This window comes from Bacillus sp. B1-WWTP-T-0.5-Post-4 (genome assembly GCF_009183795.1).
In the GTDB taxonomy this organism is placed as follows: Bacteria; Bacillota; Bacilli; order Bacillales; family Bacillaceae_G; genus Bacillus_A; species Bacillus_A cereus.
The window spans coordinates 541031-560777 of sequence record NZ_WEIJ01000001.1 but is presented as its reverse complement, the minus strand read 5'-3'; the positions used below and the strand labels follow the sequence as shown (position 1 = coordinate 560777).

Here is a 19747-nt window from a genome sequence, read left to right as displayed (position 1 = left end):
TACATACGGTCTACAATTAAGTAAGGAGGAAATGTTTTGATAGAGAATCAAGTGAAAAAGAAGCGTAGACGCATCTTTTTATTTTCGATTATTGCACTGCTTTTAGTTTGTGGTTCAGTCTATGCGTATATTTCATCCGCATTAGGACCAGTTGATAGCGGGAATAAAAAAGAGATTGAAGTAGAAATTCCGAAAGGATCATCTACAAGTAAAATTGGAGAAATTTTAGAAGAAAAAGGCGCTGTAAAAAACGGTACAGTTTTTAGTTTTTATACAAAGGCTAAATCGAAAAGTTTACAAGCAGGTACATATTTATTAAATCCTTCAATGAATGCTGAAGATGTGATCGAACAAATGTCAGCTGGCAACGTGCATCGTCCAGCTCTTTATAAAGTGACGATTAAAGAAGGGGCGCAAGTAACTGAAATTGCAGAAACGATTGCGACAGAACTAAAGTGGAATAAAGATGATGTTACGCGTCAATTAAACGATAAAGCATTTATTCAAAAAATGCAGCAAAAGTATCCGAAGTTATTAACGGATAAAATCTTTGATAGTAATATTAAATACCCATTAGAAGGTTATTTATATCCTGCAACGTATTCGTTTTATAAGAAAGATACAACGTTAGAAGAAATTGTAATTCCAATGCTTGAGAAAACAAATGCAATCATTGTTCAAAATGAGGCGAAAATGAAAGCGAAGAATTGGGATGTTCATCAGCTTTTAACATTATCTTCACTTATTGAAGAAGAGGCAACTGGTTTTACAGATCGTCAAAAGATCTCTAGTGTCTTTTATAATCGTTTAGCAAAAGGTATGCCGCTTCAAACGGATCCAACGGTATTATATGCACTTGGAAAGCATAAACAACGTGTATTATACGAAGATTTAAAGGTCAACTCACCGTACAATACGTATGTTGTAAAAGGATTGCCGGTAGGGCCGATCGCAAACTCTGGTAAACATTCAGTAGAAGCTGCGTTAGAACCTGCGCAAACAGATTATTATTATTTCTTAGCTGCACCAAGTGGTGAAGTGTACTATGCGAAAACATTAGAAGAGCATAATGCATTAAAGCAAAAATACATTACGAAAAAACAGTGAAATGGGGAGGGATAGCGAAAAAAGTCGCACATCCCTCTTTTTTGTGGTAAAATATATCGGGTTAAAAACTGGCAGAAGAATCGTTTTTAATATCAAAACGGGACGTACAAGCTAAGGATAAAGCTGGCTTGTATTTTTATTGCATTCTATGTGTGAAAAGACGTCATAGAGGCACTTCTCCATGTAAATAAGGAGGACCATTTATGGAGGATGCAGTTAACGAGTACCTATTATCATTTATTGATCCGAAAGATAAATTAATTCTTGAAATGGAAGAATATGCAACAGAAAATCATGTGCCGATTATGGATCGACTTGGAATGGAATTTATGCTGCAATTTTTACGTTTAATTGGACCGAAAAGCATTTTAGAACTTGGAACAGCAATCGGTTATTCTAGTATTCGTATGATGCAAGCTATTCCAAATTCACGTATTGTGACAGTTGAGCGCAATCGTGAGCGATATGAAAAAGCACTTGAATATATAGAACGTTCCCCAGTAACAGATCGTATTTCAGTTATTTACGGTGATGCGTTAGAGACAGGTGAACAAGTAAAAGAACACGGGACATTTGACGTTATTTTTATTGATGCAGCAAAAGGACAGTATCGTCGTTTTTTTGACTTATATGAACCGTTATTAAATCCTGGTGGCGTAATTATTTCAGATAATGTTATGTACCACGGTCTTGTAACGACAAAAGAGAAAATTGAAAACAGACGTACACGTGGTTTAATCCGTCGTATTAAGACGTACAATGAGTGGCTTATGAACCATGAAGGATATGATACAACGATTTTCCCAATTGGTGATGGAGTAGCTGTTAGTAAAAAGAGAGGGTGACCAAGGTATGAAGAAACCTGAATTGTTAGTAACGCCAAGAGCGGTGGCGGATATCGAACAACTTGCGAAAGCAGGAGCAGATGCGGTAATGATCGGTGAGCAAAAGTTTGGTTTACGTTTAGCAGGGGAGTTTTCACGTGAAGATGTAAAACAAGCTGTGAAGATTGCACATGAAAATGGTGTGAAAGTATACGTAGCCATGAACGCTATGTTCCACAACGATAAAGTAGAAGAATTAACAGATTACGTTTCATTTTTAAACGAAGTAAATGTAGATGCAATTGTTTTCGGAGATCCAGCGGTATTAATGGCTGTTCGCGAAGTAGCACCAAATATGCAGTTGCACTGGAATACAGAAACGACAGCAACAAACTGGTTCACTTGTAACTACTGGGGACAAAGAGGAGCGAAGCGCGCTGTATTAGCTCGTGAGCTGAGCTTAGATGAAATTGTTGATTTAAAAGAAAATGCTGAAGTGGAACTAGAAGTACAAATTCACGGTATGACTTGTATGTTCCAATCGAAGCGTTCATTAGTAGGAAACTACTTTGAGTATCAAGGACGTAATCTTGACATTGAAAAGAAAAAATATGAAGAGAATATGTTCTTATATGACCCAGAGCGTAACAATAAATATCCAATTTATGAAGATGAAAATGGTACTCACATTATGAGTCCCAACGATATTTGTTTCATCGATGAATTAGAGGAACTAATCGAAGCTGAAGTTGATAGCTTAAAAATCGACGGTGTACTAAAAAGCTCTGAATACATTATTGAAGTAACGAAGAAATATCGTCAAGCGATTGATTTATGCGTAGAAGATCGTGATGCATATTATGACGTGAAAGATGATCTATATAAAGAAATAGAAGAAATGCAACCAGTAAATCGTCCGTTAGATACAGGATTCTTCTTTAAAGAAACGGTTTACTAAACGAGGAGGGTGTAGGAAATGACTGTACAAGAAATTTCACGAGTGATCGATGGCAAACGTGTTATTGTGAAGAAACCTGAACTGTTAATCCCTGCGGGTAACTTAGAAAAATTAAAAGTAGCTATCCATTACGGGGCAGATGCTGTATATTTAGGTGGACAAGAATTTGGTCTTCGTTCGAATGCAGGCAACTTTACGCTAGAAGAAATGGCAGAAGGCGTTGAGTTTGCAAAGAAGTATGGAGCAAAAATATACGTAACAACAAATATCTTTGCGCATAATGAAAATATGGACGGGCTAGAGGAATATTTAAAAGGGATTGAAAAAGCTGGCGTAACGGGAATTATCGTTGCTGATCCGCTTATCATTGAGACTTGTAAACGCGTAGCGCCTTCTGTTGAGGTGCATTTAAGCACACAGCAATCACTATCCAACTGGAAAGCAGCACAGTATTGGAAAGAAGAAGGTTTACATCGTCTTGTATTAGCTCGTGAAGCAAGCTATGAAGAAATGAAAGAAATTAAAGAAAAAGTGGATATTGAAATTGAAGCATTCGTACATGGTGCAATGTGTATCGCATATTCAGGAAGATGCACATTAAGTAACCATATGACAGCGCGTGATTCTAATCGTGGTGGCTGTTGCCAATCTTGCCGCTGGGATTATGATTTAGTTCAAACAGTATCACAACATAAAGATGCAAAAGAGCTTCCTCTATTCCAAGAAGGAGATGCTCACTTTGCGATGAGTCCAAAAGATTTAAATTTAATTTTATCCATTCCGAAAATGATTGAAATCGGAATCGATAGCTTAAAGGTAGAAGGACGTATGAAATCAATCCATTACGTAGCGACTGTAGCAACTGTATATCGTAAAGTAATTGATGCTTATTGTGCGGATCCAGATAACTTTGAGTTTAAACAAGAATGGTTAGATGAGCTTGATAAATGTGCAAATCGTGATACAGCTCCTGCATTCTTTGAAGGGGTTCCAGGACATCAAGAGCAAATGTTTGGAAATCATAGTAAGAAAACAACGTATGATTTTGCTGGTTTAGTGTTAGATTATAATGAAGAAACGGGCATCGTAACGATTGAGCAACGTAATCATTTCAAACCAGGACATGAAGTGGAGTTCTTTGGACCAGAAATAGAAAACTTTACGCAAACGGTGGAGAAAATTTGGGATGAGGATGGAAACGAATTAGATGCAGCGAGACATCCGTTGCAAATCGTGAAATTCAAAGTGGATCAACGAGTGTATGTGAATAATATGATGCGCAAAAGCATACTTCAATAAGAAAGAGTGATAGTCGAATGGGGACGAATAAGCCTGTTGTAATTGGAATTGCTGGTGGTTCGGGATCAGGTAAAACGAGTGTAACGAAAGCGATTTTTGACCATTTTAAAGGTCATTCTATTTTAATCTTAGAGCAAGATTATTATTACAAAGATCAAAGCCATTTACCAATGGAAGAGCGTTTAAAAACAAATTATGATCATCCGCTTGCGTTTGATAATGATCTGTTAATTGAACATTTGCAGCAGTTGCTTGCATATGAGCAAATTGATAAGCCTGTATATGACTATACATTGCATACGCGTTCAGAAGAAATTATTCCAGTTGAGCCGAAAGATGTAATTATTTTAGAAGGAATTCTTATTTTAGAAGACCCACGTCTTTGCGAGTTAATGGACATTAAATTATTCGTTGATACGGATGCTGACCTTCGTATTCTGCGCCGCATGCAGCGTGATATTAAAGAGCGCGGTCGTACGATGGATTCAGTTATTGATCAGTACGTAAATGTTGTACGTCCAATGCACAATCAATTTATTGAGCCTTCTAAGAAATTTGCGGATATTATTATCCCTGAAGGTGGACAAAACCACGTTGCAATTGATATTATGGTGACAAAAATTGCAACAATTCTTGAACAAAAAGTAAATTTGTAATAGCATAGTAAAAGATATACGGTAGGAAGGGATTTTTTCCCTTCTTATCGAATACAATGAAACATGCAACCTCATCTATATATAGGTGAGGGCATATTTATATCAACTTTCCATACATATCTTCTTTATATAAAGAAGAATTGGAAATACGGGGTTGTATGTGACAACTCCGCTAGTGCAAGGGTACTAGAAACCTCCGCTAACAATGGAAGCGGAGGAGTTTTCATATGGAACTCCTCTTTTTTTCAGGGGATTGGTATATAAAAGGAGTGGAAAATATGTCAACAGAAAAAACATACCCTATGACGCAAGAGGGTAAGCAAAAACTAGAGAACGAACTTGAGCAATTAAAAACAGTAAGACGTAAAGAAGTAGTAGAACGTATTAAAATCGCACGTAGCTTCGGGGACCTTTCTGAGAACTCTGAGTACGATGCAGCGAAAGATGAGCAAGCGTTCGTAGAAGGACGTATTACACAATTAGAAAATATGATTCGTAACGCAGTTATCATTAAAGATACTGGCGAAGTATCTACTGTTGTTACATTAGGTAAAACAGTAACATTTAAAGAATTACCAAACGGAGATGAAGAAGCGTATACAATCGTAGGTAGCGCGGAAGCTGATCCATTCGAAGGAAGAATTTCTAACGATTCTCCAATCGCAAAAAGCTTATTAGGTAAGCAAATTGGTGAGAAAGTAACAATCCAAACACCAGGCGGAGAAATGCAAGTAGAGATTGTCTCTGTAAAATAAAAAAAAGATTCTCCTATCGGGAGAATCTTTTTTTTCTGTAGAATGAAAAAAATTGTGTAAACCTTAGAGTGATTCGACAAAAAATGTCAAAAAAACACTTTAAGCTTTGATATCATAATTAGAGACCATAGGTTTTAAAAGGGAAAAGGGGCTAATTATGAAACATAAAATCTTTACAGGATTGGTTTGTAGTATCTCCATATTAGGACTTGCTGCATGCGGAACGAATGAAGAAACTACATCATCAAAGGGAGAAAAAGTAAAGCAAGAAGAAAAAAAGGATATTAAAGCAACTGAGAGTTCAAAAGCCTTAGAAAATCCACAAGATAAAAAGGAATTTAATGATTTTGATGTAGCGTATCAATTAGCAATTGTCATGAAAATATTTCAAGATGTAACGATTAAGTATGATTACGCAATTGGGAATCCAGATTATTTATTGCGAGATTCGATGGATCAAAAAACAATAGATGATATGAAGAATATGTTACAAGAACAGGCGAAGAATAATGATAAAATTTTAAAAGATGAAGTGAATCAAGCATATACATATTTAAAACAATCGAAAGTAAGTAATAAAGATGATATTCAAAAAATAATAGATGCACAAAATAATTATTTACATATTGTAGATAAGATGATTACTTGTATTGATTCTGTAACAGTTGAGAATGCAAAAGAAAAAAGAAATGAAATGGATAATTTCAGTAAGGACTATTTAAAAGTAGCGGCTAATGTAACAACTACTGTAATTGAAGTTGCTAAAAACACTGGAGTGAATGAAACTGAATTTAAATCGCTTCTTACGAAATTTTTAGAGAAGCCAAAAAAACAATAATAGCTTTATATAATATCTATTTTTGTTTTGGAGCTTGTATAAATAAAATAGTACCTCGTCTAAACTACAATAGACGAGGTGTTTTTTTATGAAAATAAAACGGAGAATTACAATTGTTTTAATTTGTTTTATGAGCGTTATGTTTGTATTGCTTTGTCGTTTAATCCAAATTCAAATTATAGATACAGAATCATTTACTGATCGCAAAATAAATTTAATTGAAAAAAGTGTTACGCAACGCACACAATCCATTACAGTAGACGATGGACGTGGGCAGTTTATAGATCGTAATGGTAAAGAAATAGGTGAGGAAAAATATCCTGTTTTAATTATTTTTCCATTTTTACAAATAAAAAATGACATGTTAGAGAAAATCGCGCATATCATTGGTGTGTCGAGACAAGAGATTAGAAGACAAATGAAAAATAACAAAAATGCATTTACCCTACAAGGAGAAACTGCTCCATTTCGAGTGACACGAGAGCAGATGGAGAAGGTAAATGAATTACATGTATTAGGTATTGTAGCAGCTGAAGTACGATTAAAACAAACTGGAGAAATCAGTCATTTAATTGGTGATGTAGGGGAGAACGAAAGGGAGTTTCAAAAGCGATATGGAGAATTGAAAAAAATTTCAAAACAAACGCCGATAGGTATTTCAGGATTACAGCAATCATTTGATGAATTTCTATTGACTGATGGAGAGGCAAAAGTATTATATCAAGTAGATCGGCAAGGAGAACCAATTTTCGGAAAGCAAGCGAAATACACTTCACCAGGAAATCCGTTTTATCCAGTTAGGGTTCAAACTACTTTACATAAAGAGTTGCAGCAAAAAGCAGAAGAAGTGATTGAAGCAAACGAAATAAAGAAGGGGGGATTAGTATTACTTGATGTAAAGACAAATGAAATATTAGCGATGGTTAGTAAGCCGTCTTTACAAGTAAGGGATGAGAATTTATATAAAACTACACTTGAAAATCAAATGTTAACGCCACATTTTCCAGGCTCTGTTTTTAAAACAGTAGTTGCAGCTGCAGTCATTGATCAAAAAGTAAATTTGTTTAATCGGACATTTAACTGTAATAAAGATTTATATGGTGAAAACGACCCGCAAGTTAGGATGGGTACGCTTAACTTTAAAGAGAGCTTTGCTAGGAGCTGTAACAGGACATTTTCCGAGTTAGGTAACGAGCTATTACAAAAGGATAGGACGGTGTTAGAAACATACGTAGCAGCTCTAGGAGCAAATGAAAAGGTTGGATGGAAAGGTTCTGTATTTCATACACCTCATTTTGAGCAAATGTCAGAAGAGAAAGGCACTACTATTTGGGGGAATGAAGAAAATAAAAGTAATAAAAAAGCGGTAGAACAAACAGCGATTGGACAGAAAGATGTACGTATATCACCTCTAGCAATTGCCAATATGATGGCGACGATTGCGAGGAATGGAGAAAAGATGGAAGTGAAAGCTGTTGAAAAAATAGTATATAAAAATGGAGCGGATTTTTTTACATTTGAGAGCCATACGTTAAATGGAAAACAGCTTTCGTATGAAACAGTGAAAACATTACAAGAGTTATTAAGAGGCGTTGTAACAAGGGAGAAAGGAACAGGAACGGCATTCCGTTCGTTGCCACTAAGTGTCGCTGGAAAATCCGGGACAGCGCAAACGGGGAAAGGGACGAGGGTGAATCGCTGGTTTGCAGGTTATTTTCCGTATGAGAATCCAAGATATGCTTTAGTTGTTGTTGATCTAGAGACTGATAGCAAAGTGAATAAAGTTACACCTATTTTTAAAGATATGGTGGGAGCAATCTATCAATTGGAGAATGAAAAGTAATCTTGCAATTTATAGTGAAATGTCTTCATTTCATGAAAATATCATTGTAAATGTTCAACCTTTCTAGATTTAATGTTACAATAGCAATTAGGAAAAACTGCATGGAGGTTTGGAGAATGGCAGGAGGATCAAGATTCCAACAGAAACAACAAAAACGTCGTCAAAACGGTGTTTTAAATATTGCAATCGCTATTGTATTACTATTAGTAGCTATTGTAGCATATCAATTGTTCGTTCCTAGTACGAAAGAGCAAGCATCTTCTACTGATAAGAAAGTCTCTCAACAAACAACAAAGAATGAGAAAGCTGGAAAATCAGAAGATAAAGAATCTGCTAAGAAAAAAGAAAAAGAACAAGAGCAAGCAGAAGCTAAGAAAAAAGCTGAAGAAGAGAAGCTAAAGGCTGAAGAAGAACAGAAAAAAGCTGAAGAAGAAGCGAAAGCTAACGAGAAAGTATCAGCTGAAAAAACTGTATCTAAGGCAAAAGAGGCTTACACAAAACCTTCTTGGAAAGCTGTAGGAACAGAACAAGGTTCATCACCGGCGATGACGTTTAAACAAGGGTCATCAGATTGGAATGAGATGCAAAGTGCAATTGCTGCAGGTGTTGAGATACCGAAAGAGCAATTAGTATTCCATTTTGTTGGAAGAGACAAAACTGGAAAGAGCAAAGCTTATGGTGATGTTCAAGATAAGCAAAGTGGGAAAAGATATTACGTAAATATTGATTGGGTAGACAATGAGGGCTGGAAACCAGTACTTGTTCAAACTCTAAACTAAAAAAGAGAAGCTCCTTAGGAGCTTCTCTTTTTTGTTAACGCAATTTCTTTAATTTAAAATGAACAACCGCGCTATAATACGGTCTTTTGCTTTCAGGATCCATAACCATTTGATGAGAGATGTGATGAACTTCAAGCATAAGTGCTTTATTATTATCAATTTGTTCACTAATTTTTCGTTCTAAAGAAGCTAAGTCTCCCGCTTCAAAAAACTCTACTTTATCTTCTAACATTTCAAAGGTAAATGACATGAAGACGGCCCCTCTCCTATGTAATCAACTATAGTGTAACAAAGAAAAGAAGGAAATACCATGTACATTTCAATTGACATTTTTAGAAAGAGGGAATATCATACTGATAAAACCGATAAGAAAAAGGGGAATTTTTATGGGTACAGAATTTAATGGTTTATTTGATGAGTGGGCTCATACGTACGACTCATTTGTACAAGGCGAAGATATACAATATAAAGAAGTTTTCGCCCATTATGAGGACATTCTAGAGGATGTAGTTAACAAGTCATTTGGTAATGTATTAGAATTTGGTGTCGGTACAGGTAATTTAACAAATAAATTATTACTTGCTGGCCGCACAGTTTACGGTATAGAACCGTCGCGTGAAATGCGCATGATTGCAAAAGAGAAATTGCCAAAAGAATTTTCAATTACAGAGGGTGATTTTCTTTCGTTTGAAGTTCCAAATTCAATTGATACCATTGTAAGCACCTATGCATTTCATCATTTAACAGATGATGAAAAAAATGTAGCGATTGCGAAGTATAGTCAATTGCTAAACAAAGGTGGTAAAATAGTGTTTGCTGATACGATATTTGCAGATCAAGATGCATATGATAAAACTGTTGAAACAGCACAAGAAAGAGGTTTCCACCAGTTAGCAAACGATTTGCAAACGGAATACTATACACGTATTCCAGTTATGCAGACTATTTTTGAAAACAATGGCTTCCATGTAACATTCACGAGATTAAATCATTTCGTTTGGGTAATGGAGGCAACTAAGCAATAGAAAGAGGGATTAGATTGAGAATTGCTGTAATTGGAGCAATGGAAGAAGAAGTACGTATTTTACGTGACAAATTAGAACAAGCAGAAACAGAAACGGTTGCAGGTTGTGAATTTACGAAAGGGCTATTAGCAGGGCATGAAGTAATCTTGTTAAAGTCTGGTATTGGTAAAGTAAACGCAGCGATGTCAACGACAATTTTATTAGAAAAATATAAGCCTGAAAAAGTAATTAATACTGGTTCAGCTGGTGGATTCCATCATTCTCTAAACGTTGGTGATGTAGTTATTTCCACTGAAGTTCGTCACCATGACGTAGATGTAACAGCATTTAACTATGAATATGGTCAAGTACCAGGAATGCCGCCTGGATTTAAAGCTGATGAGGCGTTAGTTGCATTAGCTGAGAAATGTATGCAGGCTGAAGAAAATATTCAAGTTGTAAAAGGTATGATTGCAACAGGTGATTCATTTATGAGTGATCCGAACCGTGTTGCAGCAATTCGTGATAAATTTGAAAATCTTTATGCGGTAGAAATGGAAGCAGCAGCTGTTGCACAAGTATGCCACCAATATGAAATTCCGTTTGTTATCATTCGCGCACTTTCTGATATTGCTGGTAAAGAATCAAATGTTTCATTTGATCAGTTTTTAGATCAAGCAGCTCTTCATTCTACAAACTTTATCGTAAAAGTGTTAGAAGAGTTAAAGTAATGTAACAAAAAGGCAACTGTCTCATATAAAGAAAATACATACAGTTGCCTTTTCTTTATTGGCAAACAAGGGGGAGAACACGATGAATGTATATCGTGGAGTTCATGAGTTAATTGGTCATACACCAATTGTAGAAATTACTCGTTTTTCACTTCCGAAAGGGGTCCGTTTATTTGCAAAGCTTGAATTTTATAACCCAGGCGGAAGCGTTAAGGATCGTTTAGGAAGAGAATTAATCGAAGATGCGCTAGAAAAAGGGCTTGTTACCCAGGGTGGAACAATTATTGAACCGACTGCTGGGAATACTGGTATTGGACTGGCACTTGCAGCATTAGAGCATGATTTACGTGTTATTGTTTGTGTACCAGAGAAATTTAGTATTGAAAAACAAGAATTAATGAAAGCACTAGGTGCAACGGTCGTGCATACACCGACTGAGCAAGGAATGACCGGTGCAATTGCTAAAGCAAAAGAGTTAGTAAATGAAATACCGAATTCATACTCTCCAAGTCAGTTCGCAAATGAGGCAAATCCTCGTGCATATTTTAAAACATTAGGACCTGAACTGTGGGACGCATTGAATGGAGAGATTAACATATTTGTTGCTGGAGCAGGAACTGGCGGTACATTTATGGGGACTGCATCTTATTTGAAAGAAAAAAATATAGGTATTAAAACAGTTATCGTAGAGCCAGAAGGATCTATTTTAAATGGTGGTAAGGCTGGTTCACATGAGACCGAAGGAATTGGACTGGAATTTATCCCGCCATTTTTGAAGACATCTTATTTTGATGAAATTCATACGATTTCTGATCGAAATGCATTTTTACGAGTGAAAGAATTAGCGCAAAAAGAAGGACTTCTCGTTGGGAGCTCTTCAGGAGCAGCATTTCATGCGAGCTTACTTGAGGCAGAGAAGGCAGCACCAGGTACAAATATTGTAACCATTTTTCCTGATAGCAGTGAGCGCTATTTAAGTAAAGACATATACAAAGGATGGGAATAAAAAATGAGAGCAAAGACAAAGTTAATTCATGGTATTCGCATGGGAGAACCTTCAACTGGATCTGTAAACGTACCGATTTATCAAACAAGTACGTACAAACAAGAAGCAGTTGGTAAGCATCAAGGATATGAATATTCACGTACAGGTAACCCAACACGTGCAGCTTTAGAAGAAATGATTGCTGTATTAGAAAATGGGCATGCTGGATTTGCATTTGGTTCAGGAATGGCTGCTATTACAGCGACAATTATGTTGTTCTCAAAAGGTGACCACGTTATTTTAACAGATGATGTTTATGGCGGAACATACCGCGTTATTACGAAAGTATTAAACCGTTTCGGTATTGAGCATACATTTGTAGATACAACAAACTTAGAGGAAGTTAAAGAAGCGATTCGTCCAAATACGAAAGCAATTTATGTGGAAACACCAACGAACCCACTACTAAAAATTACTGATATTAAGAAAATATCTACTCTTGCTAAAGAGAAAGACTTATTAACAATTATTGATAACACATTCATGACGCCATATTGGCAGTCGCCGATTTCTTTAGGAGCAGATATTGTGCTTCATAGTGCAACGAAATATTTAGGAGGTCATAGTGACGTAGTTGCAGGTCTAGTAGTTGTAAATAGCCCACAACTAGCAGAAGATCTTCACTTTGTACAAAACTCAACAGGAGGTATTCTTGGGCCGCAAGATAGCTTCTTACTACTTCGTGGTTTAAAAACATTAGGAATTCGTATGGAAGAACATGAAACGAATTCACGCGCTATTGCTGAGTTCTTAAATAATCATCCAAAAGTAAATAAAGTATATTACCCAGGTCTTGAATCACATCAAAACCACGAATTAGCAACAGAACAAGCAAATGGTTTTGGTGCTATTATCTCATTTGATGTAGATAGTGAAGAGACATTAAATAAAGTACTTGAGAAATTGCAGTATTTTACACTGGCTGAAAGTTTAGGAGCAGTAGAAAGTTTAATTTCTATTCCATCTCAAATGACACATGCATCAATCCCAGCTGATCGCCGCAAAGAATTAGGAATTACAGATACATTAATTCGTATTTCTGTCGGTATTGAAGATGGTGAAGATTTAATTGAAGATTTAGCACAAGCGCTAGCATAATAAAAAAACGCACTGCTAATATAGAGCAGTGCGTTTTTTTATTACATTATTTTGTGAAACATTTCACAAAATAGACATACACAAACGAAATGATTTCATGTATATTGAATTCAGGAAATGTTACTCACGAACAAACTTGTGAAATATTTCACAAACAATGAAATTCATGTAGGAAAGCATCTCTATTTTTTTATGTTAATTGGGACTTATTTTGACCTATAGGGACATATAAGGACCGTGATAGTAGAATAGGAGGAAATTTACATGGTAGTCAAAGAGAAAGTTGTAAATGAAATGCAGGAAGTAAAAAAGATGATTGATACACTAGTAAATAATGGTCAACAAGCTTTACAAGCATTAGAAAGTTTTACACAAGAGGAAATTGACAACATTGTTCATGAAATGGCATTAGCAGGTGTTGATCAACATATGCCGCTAGCAAAATTAGCAGTTGAAGAAACTGGCCGTGGTGTATATGAAGACAAATGCATTAAAAATATTTTTGCCACTGAATATATTTGGCATAGTATAAAGCAAGATAAAACGGTAGGAATTATTCACGAAGATTCTCATGAAGAAATAATAGAAATCGCGGAACCTGTCGGTGTAGTAGCTGGGGTAACGCCAGTAACGAATCCAACGTCGACAACAATGTTTAAAGCGTTAATTGCGATAAAAACAAGAAATCCAATTATTTTCGCGTTTCATCCTTCCGCACAAAAATGTTCTGTGGCAGCGGCGAAAACAGTATATGATGCAGCGATGAAAGCTGGTGCACCAAAACACTGTATTCAATGGATTGAAAGACCGTCTGTTGAAGCGACGAAACAATTAATGAACCATGATGGTGTAGCACTCGTTCTAGCAACTGGAGGCGCTGGTATGGTGAAATCAGCTTACTCTACTGGAAAACCAGCGTTAGGCGTTGGGCCTGGTAATGTACCGTGTTATATAGAAAAATCAGCACATGTAAAACGAGCTGTTAATGATTTAATTTTATCGAAAACATTTGATAACGGTATGATTTGTGCATCGGAACAAGCAATCATTGTCGATAAAGAAATCTATGATGATGTTAAAACAGAAATGATTGAAAACAATTGTTACTTTGTAACAGAAGAAGAAAGAAAAAAATTAGAAAAGCTTGTTATAAATGAAAATACATGTGCAGTAAATAGTGATATTGTAGGGAAATCAGCACAGTATATTGCCGATTTAGTTGGGATTACTGTTCCTGAACATACAAAAATGCTTGTAGCTGAAATTCAAGGTATCGGAGCAGCATATCCGTTATCTCGTGAGAAACTGAGTCCAGTATTAGCTTGTGTGAAGGCGAATTCATTAGAAGAAGGATTTACATATTGCGAAGAAATGTTGAACCTCGGTGGTTTAGGACATTCAGCAGTTATCCATTCTACAAATAAAGATGTGCAAAAGCAATTTGGATTACGTATGAAAGCTTGCCGTCTCATTGTAAATGCACCTTCATCACAAGGTGGAATAGGTGATATATATAATGGATTTATTCCATCACTTACACTTGGTTGTGGTTCATACGGAAAGAATTCAGTTTCCCAAAATGTAACAGCCACTCATTTATTAAATATAAAAAGGCTGGCAAATAGAAAAAAGAATATGCAGTGGTTCAAATTGCCACCAAAAATTTATTTTGAAAAACATGCTACAGCTTATTTAGCAAATATACCTAACATTTCACGTGCATTTATTGTAACGGACCCTGGAATGGTTGAACATGGCTATGTCGATACAGTCGCGCACTATTTAAACAAGCATGCAAATGATGTGAAAGTTGAAGTTTTCTTTGAGGTCGAACCAGATCCATCAGATGAAACTGTTTTTAAAGGTGCGGAAATGATGAGAAGCTTTAAGCCAGATGTAATTATCGCACTTGGTGGTGGTTCAGCTATGGATGCAGCAAAAGGAATGTGGTTATTCTATGAGCATCCAGAAACGACATTCTATGGCATTAAACAGAAGTTTTTAGATATAAGAAAACGTACATGTAAATATCCGGAATTAGGAAATAAGGCGCAGTTTGTTGCGATTCCAACGACATCAGGAACGGGATCAGAAGTGACACCATTTGCGGTTATTACAGATAAGAAAAATAATATAAAGTATCCGCTTGCAGATTATGAATTAACACCAGATGTAGCAATTGTTGATCCGCAATTTGTAATGACAGTACCACCACATGTAACAGCAGATACTGGTATGGATGTTTTAACACATGCAATTGAGGCGTATGTGTCTGTTATGGCAAATGACTATACAGATGGATTAGCATTAAAAGCTATTGATCTCGTATTCAAATATTTACCGAGAGCATATAAAGATGGAAATGATGAAGAAGCAAGAGAAAAAATGCATAACGCTTCTGCAATTGCAGGTATGGCATTTGCAAATGCTTTCCTCGGTATTAATCACAGCTTAGCACATAAAATTGGACCAGAATTCCATATTCCGCACGGACGCGCAAATGCCATTCTAATGCCGCATGTAGTCCGCTATAATGCTATTAAGCCAAGAAAACACGCATTGTTCCCAAAATATGAGCACTTTGTGGCAGATGAAAGATATGCACATATAGCGAGAATGCTCGGGCTTCCAGCAAGCTCGGCAGCAGAAGGGGTGGAATCACTCGTCAAAGCAATTATTGAGCTTGGAAAAAGCTTAAATATTAATATGAGTATTGCAGGACAAGGAGTAGATAAAGAGCAATTTGAAGAGGTTGTTGGAGTATTAGCAGAAAGAGCTTTTGAAGATCAATGTACAACTGCTAATCCAAAGTTGCCGCTTATTTCAGAACTGAAAGAAATTTATATGGAAGCATATAAAGGTGAATAATGATTACAAAAGAGCCGCAGTAAAGCGGCTCTTTTTTTATTGGAAAACATCTCCCAGAATGGCTGTATTTACTGGTCTTTCAGTTTCATAGAATATGATACAGTGAAATGGAGGAGTGAGAATATAATGAAAGAATTAAAAGGAAAAATAGAAGACTATACTCGGTTCGGACAAATTCTTCTCGCTGTAAGTACATTGTTAATGGTTGGCTTGTTGATTCCGAATGGAGCAAAAGAGACAATCCAATTTTTTGTTATGATGGGGAGCATCGTTATATTTTTAAGTTTATCGTTCTTTTTCTTTCAGCGAGTGAAAGTGATGCGTGACCAGCTAGAGGAAAATGAATGTGAATAATATTGTTAACTAGAGCGCGGCGAAAAGAAAAAATCTTTTTGTCACGCTTTTTGTTTTTTGTAGAAAAATGTATGCGTTTCGTGTTGACAATGATAATCCTTATCAATTAAAGTAGAATAGTAGTTAATGATTATCATTATCAATTAGAGGTGAAGGAATGAAAAAATCTATTACGCTATTTACAGCGATTTTATCTATTTTTTTCTTGTTAATAGGTTGCAGTGCCAAAGGGGACGAAAAAGCGTCTGCAACCAAAACAGAAAAAGGAAAAGAGAAAATCGAAATTACCGACCTATCAGGAAGAAAGGTAACATTCGATAAAGTGCCAGAAAATTTTGCAACATTAAGTATGGGGGACATGGATATTATTCATGCTTTAGGTGGAAAAATAGTAGGTCGCCCGGATACGAAATTAACTCTTCCAGAGGAGTTAAAGAAAGCACAAGTAATTGGGAATGCACATCAACCGAATTTTGAGCAAATTGCTAGTTTAAAGCCCGATGTACTTGTTGCTAACAATGGATTCCAAAAGAATGTGCCAACGGTTGAAGGACAAGGAACGCAAGTTATCATTTCTTCTGCGAATTCTGTACAAGATATTCAAAAGAATATTGAATTATATGGAACGGTAATGAAGAAAGAAGATAAAGCAAAAGAAATTAATCAAAAAATGAATGATCAAATGAAGAAATATGAGAAAAAGAGCGATGTGAAAGCATTGCTAGTGTATGGCGCACCAGGTACTTATTTAGCGGCATTACCAACATCTTTATCAGGTGATATTTTAGAAAAAACAGGCGGAAAAAATATTGCTTCTGATTTTCCAGAAACGAAAGAATATCCGCAATATGCACAGCTAAGTGTAGAACGTATTATTGAGGCGAATCCAGATGTGATTTATTTAATTACACACGGAGATCCAAAAAGTGTGAAAAAAGCATTCGAAGGCGAAATGATGAAAAATGAAGCGTGGAAAAATTTAGAGGCAGTAAAACAAAACCGCGTAGTTATTTTGCCACCTGATTTATTTGGATCTAATCCTGGTACAAAAGTTACAGAAGCAATGGATTTTATGTATAAAAGTATACAAGATGTAAGGAAATGATACGTATGGAAAGTAGTGAAGTAGTAAGAGAAAAGGAACATCCTTTTGCGAAAAAAAGATGGATAATAGCAGTTACTTTAGTTGTATTAACAATCCTAGGTCTCTTGTACGGTCTTTTCGCAGGAAGTTTATCCTTTTCTATACGAGATATTTTAACAGGTATACAAGAGGAAGGTTCGACAGTTCATCGAATTGTATGGGATCTTCGCATACCGAGAGTGCTTATTGGGTTTATAGTAGGAACATGTTTAGCTGCATCTGGTACACTGCTACAAGGGGTTATGAGAAACCCTCTTGCAGATCCTGGTATTATCGGAGTTTCATCTGGAGCAGGCCTTGTAGCAATTGTCATCATGATTTTATTCCCACAGCATCTAGCTTTTTTACCACTAGGGGCGTTTTTAGGAGCTTTCATAACAGCGATGGTTATTTATGCTTTATCATGGCAAAAAGGGGCACCACCTTCAAGAATCGTCTTAGTAGGGGTGTCGATCAATGCATTAATTGGTGCAGCAACGTCAGCATTAATGTTATTACATAGTGACAAAGTACAATCGGTGTTACCGTGGTTAGCGGGCGGTATTGGAGGTGTAAGTTGGGCACATTTAAACATGATTATTTATTATGCAATATTCGCCATTATATTAGCTTTCTTTGGTATTAAGCATATTCGAGTGTTAATGCTTGGAGATGAAATGGCAAAGTTATTAGGACATAATGTGGAAAAAAGTCGGTTTTATTTAATCGTAGTAAGTACATTATTAGCTGGAATTGCAGTAAGTGTGTCTGGTCTTATTGGATTTGTCGGTCTTGTCGTACCACATATGCTACGTTTATTAGTTGGAAATGATTATAGATATTTGCTACCTTTATCATGCCTTGGCGGCGGGGTATTACTTGTTTTTGCGGATGCAATAGCTCGAAGTTGGTTTGACCCAATCGAATTGCCTGTTGGTATTTTACTGTCCTTCTTAGGTGGTCCGTTCTTCTTATATTTAATTCATAGAGGAGGAAAACAAAGTGATTTCCGTTAACAAAGTGTTTTACGCACACTCTGAAAGATTTCAAATGCAAAATATGAATGTACATATTAAGGCTGGAGAAATCGTTAGTTTAATTGGTCCGAATGGATCGGGAAAATCTACTTTGCTTCGTTTAATAGCAAGGCTACTGAAACAAAGCGAAGGGGACATCATTTTAGATGGGAAAAATATTCATATGATGAAGAGTGCTGATGTAGCGAAGCAATTAGCAATGTTACCGCAAATGCATGATCATCAATTAGATTTAACAGTGAAAGAACTAATTGAGTTCGGAAGAGGTCCACATAAATCATGGAGTAGCCGCTTAAATAAAGAAGATGAAGAAATTGTTGATTGGGCATTGTCTGTTACAAATCTTGAAGGGTATGAATATCGTCTTTTACATTCTTTATCAGGAGGGGAACGGCAACGTGCTTGGATTGCGATGACGTTAGCGCAACGTACAAATGTCTTATTATTGGATGAACCAACAACCTTTTTAGATATCGTTCACCAGTTGGAAGTAATGGAACTTGTGAAACGATTAAATGAGGAGTTTGGAATGACAATTATAATGGTTTTACATGACATTAACCAAGCTGCTCAATATAGCGATCGTTTACTTGTATTAAAGCGAGGAAAGATTCAGTATGATGGTATACCAGAAGAAGTACTATGCCATGAAATGTTTCAACATGTATTTGGCATAGATGTAGATATTTTTCAAGGAAGTGACAAGCCTTTTTTTACACCGAAACGAATTTCTAAAAGGGGAGAAGAGCGATGCAAACAGAAGAGCGTATTACCACGGAATTAGTAAGAGAATTTGTTATGGCAGCTCACGGGGATTTAGAGAAAGTACAAGAGCTATTGGTTGAATCACCAAGCTTACTTCACGCCTCTTATAATTGGGGTGGATCAGATTGGGAAAGTGCGTTAGGCGCATCGGCACATGTAGGTCGTAAAGATATTGCTCTTTATTTACTAGAAAAGGGTGCTCGGATGGATATTTTTGCAGCAGCTATGCTTGGTGAATTAGAAGTTGTACAAGCTATTTTAGTAGCTCAACCAGAAGCATTGCGTGCATCTGGCCCTCATGGTATTTCTCTTCTTCAACATGCACGAATGGGTGGAGAGAAATCTAAGCGTGTATATGATTATTTAGCAATACTATCTTAATGAACGAAGGAAGTTCTTATGTGCGGTAAACTTTTCACTTGAAACAATTGGAAAGTTTACCGCCCGTTAGAACGGGATAAGTATCTAGTATATTTGAAAATCCTACACCCCCCTCAATTGTAGTTTTCTTTATGCTAGTTATGATATGGATGCAGTGGACAATATTTGTCTACTGCTTTTTTTAGTTATTTAGAATGAATATTCTGTATTTTATCATTGGTTCATTTATCCCGCTATTTTCCAGGCAGTAAGACTCTCGCCTAAAAATTCAGTTAAAGAAAA

General features: G+C 36.2%; 20 protein-coding genes. 19 read left to right on the top strand and 1 reads right to left on the bottom strand.

The genetic code is table 11. The annotated features are described in order from the left end of the window. Nucleotides 1-36 precede the first annotated feature (36 nt). The 9 genes from mltG to GBN91_RS03055 all read left to right on the top strand — a co-directional run bounded on the left by mltG (nt 37) and on the right by GBN91_RS03055 (nt 9059). The gene (mltG, locus tag GBN91_RS03095) at nt 37-1107 is read left to right on the top strand and encodes an endolytic transglycosylase MltG (protein WP_000572131.1); all 1071 of its coding nucleotides are present in this window, start codon (nt 37-39) and stop codon (nt 1105-1107) included. Nucleotides 1108-1310: 203 nt separating this feature from the next. After that, complete coding sequence (locus GBN91_RS03090; protein ID WP_000389102.1) at nt 1311-1952, top strand: O-methyltransferase; 642 nt, start codon at nt 1311-1313, stop codon at nt 1950-1952. A 7-nt stretch (nt 1953-1959) separates the two neighbouring features. After that, the gene (locus tag GBN91_RS03085; protein WP_000742806.1) at nt 1960-2889 is read left to right on the top strand and encodes a peptidase U32 family protein; all 930 of its coding nucleotides are present in this window, start codon (nt 1960-1962) and stop codon (nt 2887-2889) included. A gap of 18 nt (nt 2890-2907) precedes the next feature. Then, nucleotides 2908-4188, top strand: coding sequence for a peptidase U32 family protein (locus tag GBN91_RS03080; RefSeq protein ID WP_000217974.1), 1281 nt, complete (start codon nt 2908-2910; stop codon nt 4186-4188). Nucleotides 4189-4205: 17 nt separating this feature from the next. Beyond that, nucleotides 4206-4844, top strand: coding sequence for a uridine kinase (gene udk / locus GBN91_RS03075; protein ID WP_000537078.1), 639 nt, complete (start codon nt 4206-4208; stop codon nt 4842-4844). Between the two features lie 278 nt (nt 4845-5122). Then, complete coding sequence (greA, locus tag GBN91_RS03070; protein WP_000102591.1) at nt 5123-5599, top strand: transcription elongation factor GreA; 477 nt, start codon at nt 5123-5125, stop codon at nt 5597-5599. A 157-nt stretch (nt 5600-5756) separates the two neighbouring features. Further along, nucleotides 5757-6437: a hypothetical protein gene (locus GBN91_RS03065; protein WP_000680877.1), complete on the top strand. Its 681-nt coding sequence runs from the start codon at nt 5757-5759 to the stop codon at nt 6435-6437. An 88-nt stretch (nt 6438-6525) separates the two neighbouring features. Further along, entirely contained in the window at nt 6526-8280 is a 1755-nt protein-coding gene (locus GBN91_RS03060; protein ID WP_000695153.1) for a peptidoglycan D,D-transpeptidase FtsI family protein, read from the top strand. 116 nt (nt 8281-8396) lie between these two features. Then, on the top strand, nt 8397-9059 hold the full coding sequence (locus GBN91_RS03055; protein WP_000897098.1) for a YrrS family protein: 663 nt from the start codon (nt 8397-8399) through the stop codon (nt 9057-9059). 34 nt (nt 9060-9093) lie between these two features. Here GBN91_RS03055 and GBN91_RS03050 read toward each other — a convergent pair whose 3' ends face one another. Further along, nucleotides 9094-9309 (bottom strand): YrzA family protein, encoded by a 216-nt coding sequence (locus tag GBN91_RS03050; RefSeq protein ID WP_000010984.1) that lies wholly within the window; start codon nt 9307-9309, stop codon nt 9094-9096. Between the two features lie 136 nt (nt 9310-9445). Between GBN91_RS03050 and GBN91_RS03045 the strand changes: the two genes are divergently transcribed. The 10 genes from GBN91_RS03045 to GBN91_RS02995 all read left to right on the top strand — a co-directional run bounded on the left by GBN91_RS03045 (nt 9446) and on the right by GBN91_RS02995 (nt 19465). Next, nucleotides 9446-10084 (top strand): class I SAM-dependent DNA methyltransferase, encoded by a 639-nt coding sequence (locus GBN91_RS03045; protein WP_000536321.1) that lies wholly within the window; start codon nt 9446-9448, stop codon nt 10082-10084. A gap of 14 nt (nt 10085-10098) precedes the next feature. Next, on the top strand, nt 10099-10794 hold the full coding sequence (gene mtnN / locus GBN91_RS03040; protein ID WP_001217024.1) for a 5'-methylthioadenosine/S-adenosylhomocysteine nucleosidase: 696 nt from the start codon (nt 10099-10101) through the stop codon (nt 10792-10794). A gap of 82 nt (nt 10795-10876) precedes the next feature. Beyond that, nucleotides 10877-11800: an O-acetylserine dependent cystathionine beta-synthase gene (locus tag GBN91_RS03035; protein ID WP_001103878.1), complete on the top strand. Its 924-nt coding sequence runs from the start codon at nt 10877-10879 to the stop codon at nt 11798-11800. 3 nt (nt 11801-11803) lie between these two features. Continuing rightward, complete coding sequence (locus tag GBN91_RS03030) at nt 11804-12937, top strand: bifunctional cystathionine gamma-lyase/homocysteine desulfhydrase (RefSeq protein WP_152121246.1); 1134 nt, start codon at nt 11804-11806, stop codon at nt 12935-12937. A gap of 264 nt (nt 12938-13201) precedes the next feature. Then, nucleotides 13202-15805 carry a bifunctional acetaldehyde-CoA/alcohol dehydrogenase gene (gene adhE, locus GBN91_RS03025; RefSeq protein ID WP_000260507.1) on the top strand — a complete coding sequence of 868 codons (2604 nt, stop codon included), beginning with the start codon at nt 13202-13204 and terminating at the stop codon, nt 15803-15805. A 126-nt stretch (nt 15806-15931) separates the two neighbouring features. Beyond that, a complete protein-coding gene (locus GBN91_RS03020; RefSeq protein ID WP_000661263.1) occupies nt 15932-16159 on the top strand; it encodes a YrhC family protein in 228 nt (75 codons plus the stop codon). Nucleotides 16160-16316: 157 nt separating this feature from the next. Further along, the gene (locus GBN91_RS03010; protein WP_000748452.1) at nt 16317-17264 is read left to right on the top strand and encodes an ABC transporter substrate-binding protein; all 948 of its coding nucleotides are present in this window, start codon (nt 16317-16319) and stop codon (nt 17262-17264) included. A gap of 5 nt (nt 17265-17269) precedes the next feature. Next, nucleotides 17270-18298 carry a FecCD family ABC transporter permease gene (locus tag GBN91_RS03005; protein WP_002024813.1) on the top strand — a complete coding sequence of 343 codons (1029 nt, stop codon included), beginning with the start codon at nt 17270-17272 and terminating at the stop codon, nt 18296-18298. Then, complete coding sequence (locus GBN91_RS03000; RefSeq protein WP_006926759.1) at nt 18285-19103, top strand: ABC transporter ATP-binding protein; 819 nt, start codon at nt 18285-18287, stop codon at nt 19101-19103. The genes GBN91_RS03005 and GBN91_RS03000 overlap by 14 nt, the downstream gene beginning before the upstream one ends. Then, the gene (locus tag GBN91_RS02995; protein WP_001192766.1) at nt 19070-19465 is read left to right on the top strand and encodes an ankyrin repeat domain-containing protein; all 396 of its coding nucleotides are present in this window, start codon (nt 19070-19072) and stop codon (nt 19463-19465) included. Before GBN91_RS03000 ends, GBN91_RS02995 begins: the two co-directional genes overlap by 34 nt. Nucleotides 19466-19747 lie beyond the last annotated feature (282 nt).

Coding starts and splice junctions, on each gene's coding strand:
- GBN91_RS03090 (WP_000389102.1), top strand. CDS start 1,311: ATGGAGGATGCAGTTAACGAGTACCTATTATCATTTATTGATCCGAAA.
- GBN91_RS03085 (WP_000742806.1), top strand. CDS start 1,960: ATGAAGAAACCTGAATTGTTAGTAACGCCAAGAGCGGTGGCGGATATC.
- GBN91_RS03080 (WP_000217974.1), top strand. CDS start 2,908: ATGACTGTACAAGAAATTTCACGAGTGATCGATGGCAAACGTGTTATT.
- udk (WP_000537078.1), top strand. CDS start 4,206: ATGGGGACGAATAAGCCTGTTGTAATTGGAATTGCTGGTGGTTCGGGA.
- greA (WP_000102591.1), top strand. CDS start 5,123: ATGTCAACAGAAAAAACATACCCTATGACGCAAGAGGGTAAGCAAAAA.
- GBN91_RS03065 (WP_000680877.1), top strand. CDS start 5,757: ATGAAACATAAAATCTTTACAGGATTGGTTTGTAGTATCTCCATATTA.
- GBN91_RS03060 (WP_000695153.1), top strand. CDS start 6,526: ATGAAAATAAAACGGAGAATTACAATTGTTTTAATTTGTTTTATGAGC.
- GBN91_RS03055 (WP_000897098.1), top strand. CDS start 8,397: ATGGCAGGAGGATCAAGATTCCAACAGAAACAACAAAAACGTCGTCAA.
- GBN91_RS03050 (WP_000010984.1), bottom strand. CDS start 9,309: ATGTCATTTACCTTTGAAATGTTAGAAGATAAAGTAGAGTTTTTTGAA.
- GBN91_RS03045 (WP_000536321.1), top strand. CDS start 9,446: ATGGGTACAGAATTTAATGGTTTATTTGATGAGTGGGCTCATACGTAC.
- GBN91_RS03035 (WP_001103878.1), top strand. CDS start 10,877: ATGAATGTATATCGTGGAGTTCATGAGTTAATTGGTCATACACCAATT.
- GBN91_RS03030 (WP_152121246.1), top strand. CDS start 11,804: ATGAGAGCAAAGACAAAGTTAATTCATGGTATTCGCATGGGAGAACCT.
- adhE (WP_000260507.1), top strand. CDS start 13,202: ATGGTAGTCAAAGAGAAAGTTGTAAATGAAATGCAGGAAGTAAAAAAG.
- GBN91_RS03020 (WP_000661263.1), top strand. CDS start 15,932: ATGAAAGAATTAAAAGGAAAAATAGAAGACTATACTCGGTTCGGACAA.
- GBN91_RS03010 (WP_000748452.1), top strand. CDS start 16,317: ATGAAAAAATCTATTACGCTATTTACAGCGATTTTATCTATTTTTTTC.
- GBN91_RS03005 (WP_002024813.1), top strand. CDS start 17,270: ATGGAAAGTAGTGAAGTAGTAAGAGAAAAGGAACATCCTTTTGCGAAA.
- GBN91_RS02995 (WP_001192766.1), top strand. CDS start 19,070: ATGCAAACAGAAGAGCGTATTACCACGGAATTAGTAAGAGAATTTGTT.